Origin of the sequence: Agrococcus sediminis, assembly GCF_007923295.1 — a bacterium.
Classification (GTDB): domain Bacteria; phylum Actinomycetota; class Actinomycetes; order Actinomycetales; family Microbacteriaceae; genus Agrococcus; species Agrococcus sediminis.
This window is the reverse complement of sequence record NZ_VOIR01000002.1, coordinates 23,092-33,004: the sequence shown is the minus strand read 5'-3', so window position 1 is coordinate 33,004 and position 9,913 is coordinate 23,092. Positions and strand designations below refer to the sequence as shown.

The 9,913-nt window shown below is 73.5% G+C and carries 13 protein-coding genes; 12 read left to right on the top strand and 1 reads right to left on the bottom strand.

Annotated features, from left to right (window positions below):
• From FQ330_RS13125 to dapF, 11 genes are all read left to right on the top strand, one after another.
• The coding region (locus FQ330_RS13125; RefSeq protein ID WP_192575787.1) for a hypothetical protein at nt 1–230 on the top strand (230 nt) is incomplete at its 5' end.
• Between the two features lie 17 nt (nt 231–247).
• A complete protein-coding gene (gene pgsA, locus FQ330_RS00440; protein ID WP_146354305.1) occupies nt 248–847 on the top strand; it encodes a CDP-diacylglycerol--glycerol-3-phosphate 3-phosphatidyltransferase in 600 nt (199 codons plus the stop codon).
• A complete protein-coding gene (locus tag FQ330_RS00435) occupies nt 847–1,383 on the top strand; it encodes a CinA family protein (RefSeq protein ID WP_146354304.1) in 537 nt (178 codons plus the stop codon). Before pgsA ends, FQ330_RS00435 begins: the two co-directional genes overlap by 1 nt.
• Nucleotides 1,384–1,504: 121 nt before the next feature.
• Complete coding sequence (locus tag FQ330_RS00430; protein ID WP_128189574.1) at nt 1,505–1,834, top strand: helix-turn-helix domain-containing protein; 330 nt, start codon at nt 1,505–1,507, stop codon at nt 1,832–1,834.
• A 10-nt stretch (nt 1,835–1,844) separates the two neighbouring features.
• Nucleotides 1,845–2,066: a DUF3046 domain-containing protein gene (locus tag FQ330_RS00425; RefSeq protein WP_128189560.1), complete on the top strand. Its 222-nt coding sequence runs from the start codon at nt 1,845–1,847 to the stop codon at nt 2,064–2,066.
• A 161-nt stretch (nt 2,067–2,227) separates the two neighbouring features.
• The gene (recA, locus tag FQ330_RS00420; RefSeq protein ID WP_128189559.1) at nt 2,228–3,301 is read left to right on the top strand and encodes a recombinase RecA; all 1,074 of its coding nucleotides are present in this window, start codon (nt 2,228–2,230) and stop codon (nt 3,299–3,301) included.
• Nucleotides 3,298–3,870: a regulatory protein RecX gene (locus tag FQ330_RS00415; protein WP_146354302.1), complete on the top strand. Its 573-nt coding sequence runs from the start codon at nt 3,298–3,300 to the stop codon at nt 3,868–3,870. Before recA ends, FQ330_RS00415 begins: the two co-directional genes overlap by 4 nt.
• 70 nt (nt 3,871–3,940) lie before the next feature.
• On the top strand, nt 3,941–4,390 hold the full coding sequence (locus FQ330_RS00410) for a hypothetical protein (RefSeq protein WP_146354300.1): 450 nt from the start codon (nt 3,941–3,943) through the stop codon (nt 4,388–4,390).
• A gap of 88 nt (nt 4,391–4,478) precedes the next feature.
• Entirely contained in the window at nt 4,479–5,975 is a 1,497-nt protein-coding gene (miaB, locus tag FQ330_RS00405) for a tRNA (N6-isopentenyl adenosine(37)-C2)-methylthiotransferase MiaB (protein ID WP_128189556.1), read from the top strand.
• On the top strand, nt 5,972–6,880 hold the full coding sequence (miaA, locus tag FQ330_RS00400; protein WP_146354298.1) for a tRNA (adenosine(37)-N6)-dimethylallyltransferase MiaA: 909 nt from the start codon (nt 5,972–5,974) through the stop codon (nt 6,878–6,880). The genes miaB and miaA overlap by 4 nt, the downstream gene beginning before the upstream one ends.
• Nucleotides 6,877–7,743: a diaminopimelate epimerase gene (gene dapF, locus FQ330_RS00395; protein WP_128189554.1), complete on the top strand. Its 867-nt coding sequence runs from the start codon at nt 6,877–6,879 to the stop codon at nt 7,741–7,743. Before miaA ends, dapF begins: the two co-directional genes overlap by 4 nt.
• Here dapF and FQ330_RS00390 read toward each other — a convergent pair.
• A complete protein-coding gene (locus FQ330_RS00390) occupies nt 7,727–8,338 on the bottom strand; it encodes a class I SAM-dependent methyltransferase (protein ID WP_404799823.1) in 612 nt (203 codons plus the stop codon). The genes dapF and FQ330_RS00390 overlap by 17 nt on opposite strands.
• A gap of 21 nt (nt 8,339–8,359) precedes the next feature.
• Here FQ330_RS00390 and hflX point away from each other — a divergent pair, with 21 nt between their 5' ends.
• Nucleotides 8,360–9,886 carry a GTPase HflX gene (gene hflX, locus FQ330_RS00385; RefSeq protein ID WP_146354296.1) on the top strand — a complete coding sequence of 509 codons (1,527 nt, stop codon included), beginning with the start codon at nt 8,360–8,362 and terminating at the stop codon, nt 9,884–9,886.
• The last annotated feature ends 27 nt before the right edge of the window (nt 9,887–9,913 follow it).

Genomic DNA, 9,913 nt, shown 5'->3' with positions numbered 1-9,913 from the left:
TGTGCTCTTCCGATCTCGCGCCGGCCGCACCCGCCGCGCCGCCCGCCGCGGCCGCCGCGCCTGCCGTGCCCGAGCCCGCCGACGCATCCGACGACGACGAGGGCGCGTGGGTCGAGACCGACGACCGGTACGCCGACCCCTTCGACGAGGCGAACCGCGATGGGCTCGAGGTCGTCGAGGCCGAGGGCGGCGACGACGACGACGCGTGGTCGCTCACCGGCCGCGACTGACGCGTTAGCCTGCCTCCATGGGGATACTGAGCCCGTGGCGCGGTCGCGTCTGGCGCCGCGGCGACGAGCCTGCGAGCGTCGCGAGCGTGCCGAACATCATCTCGGTCGTGCGCATCCTGCTCACCCCGGTGTTCATCGCGGTCGCGCTCACCAACCCCGAGCCCGGCCTCGCGCGCACGATGGTCGCGCTGCTGTTCGCGGTGCTCATCGCCACCGACTTCGTCGACGGGCAGATCGCGCGCGGGCGCGGGCTCGTGACCGACTTCGGCAAGCTCATCGACCCGATCGCCGACAAGGCGATCACCGGCAGCGCCTTCGTGGTGCTGTCGATCCTCGGCGAGCTGCCGTGGTGGATCACCGCGGTCGTGCTGCTGCGCGAGTGGGGCATCACCGCCTACCGGCTCGTGGTCGCGAGCGACGTCGTGATCGCCGCCGACTGGGCGGGCAAGGCCAAGACCATGGCGCAGGCGATCGCGCTGCCGCTCGCGCTCCTGCCGCTGCAGGCGTGGCTCGGCGACTGGGCGGTCTGGGTGTGCGTCGTCACGATGACGGTCGCGGTCGCGCTCACCATCTACTCCGGGGTGGAGTTCGTCGTGCACGCGGTGAGGAGCCGATGATGGATGCAGAGGCGGTCGCAGCGAGGATCGTCGCGAGGGCGGCGGTGAGGGGCGTGACCGTCGCGGTCGCCGAGTCGCTCACGGGCGGTCTCGTCGCCGAGACGCTCGTGCGCACGCCGGGCGCGTCGTCGGTGCTTCGCCTCGGCGTCGTGGCGTATGCGACCGAGATGAAGCATCAGGTGCTGCGGGTGCCGGCGCGACTGCTGCAGGAGCGCGGGCCGGTCGATCCCGAGGTGGCGATCTGGATGGCGCGCGGCGTGCGGCAGCTGGCGGCGATCGATCGCCGCGCCTGCACGATCGGCGTGGCGACCACGGGGGTCGCGGGCCCCGCGGCCCAGGACGACCACGCGCCGGGGGAGTTCCACATCGGCATCGAGCTCGACACCGTGGGCGGGCTCGTCGCCGAGTCGTCGTCGCACGTCGTGCGCGGCGATCGCGAGGAGGTGCGGCGCGCCGCGCTCGAGGCGGCCCTCGCGCACCTCGACGCGGCGCTCGAGCGCACCGACCTCCGGATGCACAGCGAATCCACACAGTGAGCAGTGCCCGCCGCGGAATGCCCGGTGTGACACTGGCGTTGTCCAGGTCGTGAGGGCTTCAGCAGGCGGCAGGATCGCTGCCACTAGGCTGATGCATCCGACCACGGTGAAGGGGGAGACCATGGTGCTGGTACGACAGGAGATCGGCGACGTGCTGCGCGACGTGCGCCTGCGACAGGGCAGGACGCTCCGCCAGGTCGCCTCGCGCGCCTCGGTCGCCCTCGGCTACCTCAGCGAGGTCGAGCGCGGCCAGAAGGAGGCCTCCAGCGAGATCCTCGCGTCGGTCGCCGACGCGCTCGAGGTGCCGCTGTCGAGCATCCTGCACCAGGTGGGCGACCGCCTGGCGGTGCTCGAGGGCCTCGGCTACAGCGAGCTCGAGCCGCTCGGCTCTACCGTGCCCGACACGCTGCCCGACGAGCTCGTGGCGGAGTTCGACTCGGCCGTGCGCTGAGGGCCCGCGGATGCGGACGAGCGAGCTGCAGATCGCGATCGAGGAGGAGTTCGGCGCGCTGGGCGCCGTGCTGATGACCGACACGACGCTCGGGAGCCTCGGCGGCCGCACCGGCGCCGAGGCACTGGCCGCCGGCGTCCCCGCGCGGGACGTCTGGCGCGCGCTGTGCGACGCGAAGGACGTCCCGGCGAGCCGCCGGCACGGGCGGGGGATGCGCGAGCCCCAGCGCTGAGGGCGGCGCGCGACACGCCGACGCGGCGTTCGAAGACTCGTTCGATCCGGGCGTAGGCTCGAGGTGCTCGTCGGGGCCGTCATCCACAGGTGACGACCCGAGCCGCACGCATGTCAGCGGCCGGACGTAGCGTGAGCGCACCACCAACGGAAAGGCCGGCAATGCCCACACCCGCAGACCGCGACAAGTCGCTCGAGGCGGCGCTCGCGCAGATCGACCGTCAGTTCGGCAAGGGGTCGGTGATGCGCCTCGGCAGCGAGGAGCGCGCACCGGTCGACACCATCCCCACCGGCTCGATCGCCCTCGACGTCGCACTCGGCATCGGCGGGCTCCCGCGCGGCCGCATCATCGAGATCTACGGCCCGGAGTCCTCGGGCAAGACCACGCTGACGCTGCACGCGATCGCCAACGCCCAGCGCAACGGCGGCATCGCCGCCTTCATCGACGCCGAGCACGCGCTCGACCCCGAGTACGCCAAGAAGCTCGGCGTCGACATCGACGCGCTCCTCGTCTCCCAGCCCGACACGGGCGAGCAGGCGCTCGAGATCGCCGACATGCTGATCCGCTCGGGCTCGATCGACCTGATCGTCATCGACTCCGTCGCGGCGCTGGTGCCGCGCGCCGAGATCGAGGGCGAGATGGGCGACAGCCACGTCGGCCTGCAGGCCCGCCTCATGTCGCAGGCGCTCCGCAAGCTGACCGGCGGCCTCAACCAGACGCAGACGACGATGATCTTCATCAACCAGCTGCGCGAGAAGATCGGCGTGTTCTTCGGCAGCCCCGAGACCACCGCGGGCGGCAAGGCGCTGAAGTTCTACGCGTCCGTGCGGCTCGACATCCGCCGCATCGAGACGCTGAAGGACGGCTCCGACGCGGTCGGCAACCGCACGCGCGTCAAGGTCGTCAAGAACAAGATGGCGCCGCCGTTCAAGCAGGCCGAGTTCGACATCCTCTACGGCGTCGGCATCTCCCGCGAGGGCAGCCTCATCGACTTCGGCGTCGAGCACGGCATCGTCCGCAAGTCGGGCGCCTGGTTCACGTACGACGGCGACCAGCTGGGGCAGGGCAAGGAGAAGGCCCGGCAGTTCCTCATCGACAACCCCGACATCGCGGCCGACATCGAGCGCCAGATCCTGACCAAGCTCGGCATCGGCGCGGGCAGGGCCGCCGCGGCCGACGCCAAGGGCAGCGTCGAGTCGCTCGACGCCCGCCGCCAGGAGCGCCAGGGCGCGTGAGCGATCGCGACCGGCTCGCCGCCATCACCGAGCTCTCCGCCTGGGTCGCCCAGCGCGACGAGCCCGAGGAGGCGGCGGGGTCGGGCGACGCGGCACCGGTGGAGCGCGTCGACGAGGAGTCGGCGCGCTCCATCGCGCTGCGGGCGCTCGGGCGCAGGGCCGCCAGCCGGCAGGAGCTCGATCGCACCCTCGAGCGCCGCGACGTCGAGCCCGAGGTGCGCGCGAGCGTGCTCGATCGGCTCGCCGCCGAGGGACTCGTCGACGACGCGCAGCTGGCTCGCGACCTCGCCGACCGCCTGCGCGAGCGCAAGCAGCTGGGCGAGCGCGGCGTCTCGGCCGAGCTCCGCAGGCGCGGCCTCGACCCCGCGGTGCTCGACGACCCCGATCGCGCCGACGAGCTGCAGCGGGCGATCGACGCCGCCGGCGAGCGACGGCGGCGCATGGGCTCGCTCGACGACGAGACCGCCGAGCGCCGCCTCGCCGGGTGGCTGCAGCGGCGGGGCTTCGGAGGCTCCGCCGTGCGCGTCGCGATCGAGCGCACGCGGCCGAAGGGCCCGCGCTTCCGGTGACCGCAGTGCGTCCGGGAGACCTCCAGGACGCATCCAGTCTCGGTTCCTGGGAGAGGGCTAGATTCGAGCCATGAAGAGCACCAGGATCCTCGCCGTCCCGGCCATCGCGGCCGCCTCCCTCCTCGCCCTCACGGGCTGCTTCCAGCTGCCCCCGATGGGCGGCGGCACCACGACCGAGACGCAGGCTCCCGCGCCCTCCGGCGACGGCGGTGACACGGGCTCGGCCTCGGTCGACCTCGCCGACACCGCCTGGTCGGGCGAGGACGCCGCGGGCAACACGATGGATCTCGTGCTCGAGGGCGACGGCACGGTGCTGCTCAACGACTGGAACGGGCAGAACTGGGACGAGGCCGGCGACACGTGGGAGGTCGCGGGCGACCAGATCACGATCTTCATCGGCGGCATCGAGGACATCCAGAGCCTCACGTACACCGGCACCGCGCAGCTCGAGACGATGGAGCTCACCGGCGTCGACGGCAACGGCGACAGCGGCTACGACGTCACCCTGACCCAGGGCTGATCGCCGCGCCGGCGGGAGTCGGCCGCGGCAGCGCGAGCGGGGCGGGCCACGCGGTCCGCCCCGCTCGCGCGCTCGGTACGCTGAGGGCATGTCCGCGATCGCCCCGCAGCGCACCTACGAGGTGAAGACGTTCGGCTGCCAGATGAACGTGCACGACTCCGAGCGGCTGCGCGGCTCGCTCGAGGAGGCCGGCTACGCCGCAGCCGTCGACGGCGCCCCCGACGTCATCGTGATCAACACGTGCGCGGTGCGCGAGAACGCCGACCAGAAGCTCTACGGCCACCTGGGCCACCTGGCCAAGACGAAGCGCGAGCGGCCCGGGTTCCAGATCGCCGTCGGCGGCTGCCTCGCCCAGAAGGACCGCGCGACGATCGTCGAGCGCGCCCCCTGGGTCGACGTCGTCTTCGGCACCCACAACATCGGGTCGCTGCCGACGCTGCTCGAGCGCAGCCGCCACAACGGCGACGCCGAGGTCGAGATCCTCGAGGCCCTCGAGGTCTTCCCGTCGACGCTGCCGACGAAGCGCGAGTCGACGTACGCCGGCTGGGTCTCGATCTCGGTCGGCTGCAACAACACCTGCACGTTCTGCATCGTGCCGTCGCTGCGCGGCAAGGAGCGCGACCGACGGCCCGGCGAGATCCTCGCCGAGGTGCAGGCGCTCGTCGACGACGGCGCGATCGAGGTGACGCTGCTGGGCCAGAACGTCAACTCCTACGGCGTCGAGTTCGGCGACCGGCTGGCCTTCGGCAAGCTCCTGCGCGCTGCCGGCGCGATCGACGGGCTCGAGCGCATCCGCTTCACGAGCCCGCACCCCGCGGCGTTCACCGACGACGTCATCGACGCGATGGCCGAGACCGACGCGGTCATGCCCCAGCTGCACATGCCGCTGCAGTCGGGGTCCGACCGCGTGCTGCGCGCGATGCGCCGCTCCTACCGCTCCTCGAAGTTCCTCGGCATCCTCGACCGGGTGCGCGAGCGCATCCCCCACGCGGCGATCACGACCGACATCATCGTGGGCTTCCCGGGCGAGACCGAGGAGGACTTCGCCGAGACGATGCGGGTGGTCGAGGCGTCGCGCTTCGCCTCCGCGTTCACCTTCCAGTACTCCATCCGCCCCGGCACCCCGGCCGCCACCATGCCCGACCAGGTGCCGAAGGCGGTCGTGCAGGAGCGCTTCGAGCGCCTCGTCGAGCTGCAGGACCGCATCGCGCACGAGGAGAACCGCGCGCAGGTCGGCCGCACGGCCGAGGTGCTCGTCTCGGTCGGCGAGGGCAAGAAGGATGCGCAGACCCACCGGCTGAGCGGGCGCGCCGAGGACAACCGTCTCGTGCACTTCGCTCCGGCGCCGGACGGCGAGCAGCCGCGGCCCGGCGACGTCGTCACCGTCGAGATCACCGAGGCGGCGCCGTTCCACCTCATCGCCGATGGCGGACCGCTCGCGCTCCGCCGCACGCGCGCCGGCGACGCCTGGGACCGCGCGCAGGCCGACTCGTGCGGCGTGCCCGCGCCCACCGGCGCATCCGCCGCCGCGGGCGCCGCCGGCCCGGTCCTGCTCGGCCTGCCCACGCTGCGCGTTGGCACGTGACCCTCATCGCCGTCGTCGGCGCCACCGGCACCGGCAAGACGGCGCTGTCGCTCGACATCGCGGACGCGGTGGTCGCGCTCGGCGCGCGCTGCGAGCTCGTGAACTGCGACGCGATGCAGCTGTACCGCGGCATGGACATCGGCACGGCGAAGGCGAGCGCCCACGAGCGGCGGGGGCACCCGCACCACCTGATCGACGTGCTCGAGCCGTGGGAGGACGCCGCCGTCGCGGCCTACCGCGAGGCGGCCCTGGCGGCGATCGCCGGCATCGAGGCCCGGGGGGCGGTGCCGGTGCTCGTGGGCGGGAGCGGCCTCTACGCCTCGAGCGCCCTGTACGAGTTCGCCTTCCCGGCGACCGATGCAACGCTCCGCGCCGAGCTCGAGGCCGAGCTCGCCGAGCGGGGCCCGACCGCCATGCACGAGCGGCTCGCCGCCGTCGACCGGGCGGCCGCCGACGCCATCGGACCGCACAACGGCAGGCGCCTCGTGCGCGCGCTCGAGGCGGTGACGCTCACCGGCGAGCCGTTCCGCGTGGGACTGCCGCCCGAGGAGTCGCTGCTGCGGCCGACGATCATCCAGCATGTGCGCGTCGAGCGCGATCGGCTCGTCGCGCGGCTCGACGAGCGGGTGGAGCGGATGTGGGGGCTCGGCATCGTCGAGGAGGCGCGGGCGCTGCGCGCGGCCGGCATCGAGCGCGGCACGACCGCGCAGCAGGCCATCGGCTACCGCCAGGCGCTCGACCAGCTCGACGGCGCGATCGACGAGGCCGAGGCCATCGCGCGCACCCAGGCGCTCACCCGTCGGTACGCGCGGCGGCAGGTCTCGTGGTTCCAGCGCTACCCGGCGGCGCCGCCCGCCGACCCGGCGACGCTCGCCGCGCGCGCGGTCGCTAGCCTGGAGGCATGACGCAGCGCGCGAGCGGCCCGTTCTCCAAGGGCCACGGCACCGGCAACGACTTCGTGCTCGTGGCCGATCCCGAGGGCGCGCATCCCCTCAGCGCGGCACGCGTGCGCGAGCTGGCCGACCGCCGCTTCGGCGTCGGCGGCGACGGCGTGATCCGCGCGGTGCCCGCGGGCTCGACCGGCGACGCGGTGCTCGACGCGCTGCCGGCCGGCACGTGGGCGATGGACTACTGGAACGCCGACGGCAGCCTGAGCGAGATGTGCGGCAACGGCGTGCGCGTCTTCGTGCGCTTCCTGCTCGAGTCCGGGCTCGCCGAGCTGCCGGAGGGCGGCGCGCTCGACGTGGCGACGCGGGCGGGCCTCAAGCGCGTCGTGCGGCGCGGCGGCCTGCTCTCGGCCGACCTCGGGCCGTTCGAGCTCGGCGGCACCCGACTCGTCGCATCCGCCGGCCTCGACGTTCCCCGCCCGGGCCAGGACGTCTCGACCGGCAACCCGCACGTCGTCGTCGCCCTCGCGAGCGAGGAGGAGCTCGCGGGCCTCGACCTGCACCGCGCGCCGGCGCTCGAGCCGGCGGCGGACGACGGCGCGAACGTCGAGTTCGTCGTGCCGGGCACGATCGCCGACGGCGTGGGCTCGATCCGCATGCGGGTGCACGAGCGCGGGGTCGGCGAGACGCTCTCGTGCGGTACCGGCGCCGTCGCGGCCGCCATGGCGACGCGGCACTGGTCGGGGGATGCTGCCGACCGGTGGATCGTCGACGTGCCGGGCGGCAGGCTCGAGGTCGAGCTCGACGACCGCGGCCACGTGTGGCTCACCGGTCCGGCGGAGATCGTCTTCCGAGGAGAGACGCTCAGTCCGGTGCCGTGATCGCGATGATGCGATACGTCTTCCGCGAGTCCGCGCGCTCCACCTCGTACCCGGCGAAGCGCTCGGCCAGCCAGCGCAGCAGCGAGTCGGCGCCGAGGTGCTTCTGCACCACGAGCCACGCGGTCGCCCCCGGCGCGAGCCGCGGGATCCAGGTCTCGAGCAGCGCGTGGAGCTGCGGCTTCCCGATGCGGATGGGCGGGTTCGACCAGATGGCGTCGAAGCGCACGTCGGCGGGCACGCGCTCGGGGAGCGCGGGGGTGATGTTCGATATGCTGAGCAGCTCGGCATTCCGCTCCACGAGCGAGAGCGCTCGGGCGTTGACGTCGACCGCCCACACGCGGGCGGCGGGGGAGCGGAGCGCGAGCGTCGCCGCGATCGGCCCCCAGCCGCAGCCGAGATCCAGCAGCTCACCGGTCTCGGGCGGCGCGGGCACGGCATCCAGCAGCACCGCCGTGCCGACGTCGAGGCGGTCGCCGGAGAAGACACCGGTCGCCGTGACCATCTCCCGCTCGCGACCGTCGAGCGGGACCCGGATGGTCCGGACCGCCTCGGGCGCGACGGGATCGGGTGAGAAGTAGTGGTCCGGCACGGACACGACAGTAGCGAAGGACGAAGCATGGCAGCACCGAACGAGGCAGACCCCACCCAGCCCGGCCCCGCCGAGGCCGAGGGTCACGGGCGCGCGACGGAGCGCATCCTGGCCTGGGCGGCCCCCGGCGAGCGCGAGCTGCTCGCCGCGCGCGCGCAGGCGCTCCAGGAGGGCGACGACGCGGTCGACCCCGACGGCGACCAGCTCGACCGCGACGAGCGCGCGGCCCTCCGCCGCGTCGACGGCCTCCGCACCGAGCTCGAGGACGTCACCGAGGTCGAGTACCGGCAGCTGCGCCTCGAGAACGTCGTGCTCGTCGGCGTCTACTCGGGCTCGGCGGAGGACGCCGAGAACTCCCTCCGGGAGCTCGCGGCGCTCGCCGAGACCGCAGGCGCGCTCGTGCTCGACGGCATGCTGCAGCGCCGCCCCAACCCCGATCCCGCCACGTACGTGGGCCGCGGCAAGGCCGAGGAGCTCGCCGCGATCGTGAAGGAGCTGGGCGCCGACACCGTCATCGCCGACAGCGAGCTCTCGCCCAGCCAGCGGCGCGCGCTCGAGGACCGCGTCAAGGTGAAGGTCATCGACCGCACCGCCGTCATCCTCGACATCTTCAGCCAGCACGCCAAGAGCCGAGAGGGCAAGGCGCAGGTCGAGCTCGCGCAGCTCGAGTACCTGCTGCCGCGCCTGCGCGGCTGGGGCGAGTCCATGTCGCGCCAGGCCGGTGGCCAGGTCGGCGGCCAGGGCGCCGGCATGGGCTCCCGCGGTCCCGGTGAGACCAAGATCGAGCTCGACCGCCGTCGCATCCACTCGCGCATGGCGCGGCTGCGCAAGCAGATCAAGGGCTTCGCACCGGCGCGGCAGGCGAAGCGCGCGAACCGCGACCGGTTCGAGGTGCCGGGCGTGGCGATCGCCGGCTACACGAACGCCGGCAAGTCGAGCCTGCTCAACCGCATCACCGGTGCCGGCGTGCTGGTCGAGAACGCGCTGTTCGCGACCCTCGACGCGACCGTGCGCCGCGCGCGCACGCCGGACGGCCGGGAGTTCACGATCGCCGACACCGTGGGCTTCGTGCGCAACCTGCCGCACCAGCTCGTGGAGGCCTTCCGCTCGACGCTCGAGGAGGTCGCGGAGTCGGAGGTCATCGTGCACGTCGTCGATGCGAGCCACCCGGATCCGGCCTCGCAGATCGCGACGGTGCGCGATGTGCTGGGCGAGACGGGCGCGCGCTCGATCCCCGAGATCGTCGTCTTCAACAAGGCCGACCTCGTGACCGCCGACGAGCGGCTCGTGCTGCGCGGCCTGCAGCCCGACGCGGTCTTCGCGTCGGCCCGCACCGGCGAGGGCGTCGACGAGCTGCTCGCGCGGATCGCCGAGCTGCTGCCGCGCCCGCAGGTCGCGGTGTCGCTGCTCGTGCCCTACGACCGCGGCGATGTCGTGGCCGACCTCCACGAGCGCTTCGAGGTGCTGCGCGAGACGCACGACGAGGCGGGCACGCGCATCGATGCGATGGTGACGGAGGCCGCGGCGGGCCAGCTGGCCGAGTTCCGGGCCTGACCTGGCGGCCCGGGCGCCGCCCGGGCC

Coding starts and splice junctions, on each gene's coding strand:
- FQ330_RS00410 (WP_146354300.1), top strand. CDS start 3,941: ATGAAGAGCACCAGGATCCTCGCCGTCCCGGCCATCGCGGCCGCCTCC.
- pgsA (WP_146354305.1), top strand. CDS start 248: ATGGGGATACTGAGCCCGTGGCGCGGTCGCGTCTGGCGCCGCGGCGAC.
- hflX (WP_146354296.1), top strand. CDS start 8,360: ATGGCAGCACCGAACGAGGCAGACCCCACCCAGCCCGGCCCCGCCGAG.
- FQ330_RS00435 (WP_146354304.1), top strand. CDS start 847: ATGGATGCAGAGGCGGTCGCAGCGAGGATCGTCGCGAGGGCGGCGGTG.
- miaB (WP_128189556.1), top strand. CDS start 4,479: ATGTCCGCGATCGCCCCGCAGCGCACCTACGAGGTGAAGACGTTCGGC.
- FQ330_RS00430 (WP_128189574.1), top strand. CDS start 1,505: ATGGTGCTGGTACGACAGGAGATCGGCGACGTGCTGCGCGACGTGCGC.
- dapF (WP_128189554.1), top strand. CDS start 6,877: ATGACGCAGCGCGCGAGCGGCCCGTTCTCCAAGGGCCACGGCACCGGC.
- FQ330_RS00425 (WP_128189560.1), top strand. CDS start 1,845: ATGCGGACGAGCGAGCTGCAGATCGCGATCGAGGAGGAGTTCGGCGCG.
- recA (WP_128189559.1), top strand. CDS start 2,228: ATGCCCACACCCGCAGACCGCGACAAGTCGCTCGAGGCGGCGCTCGCG.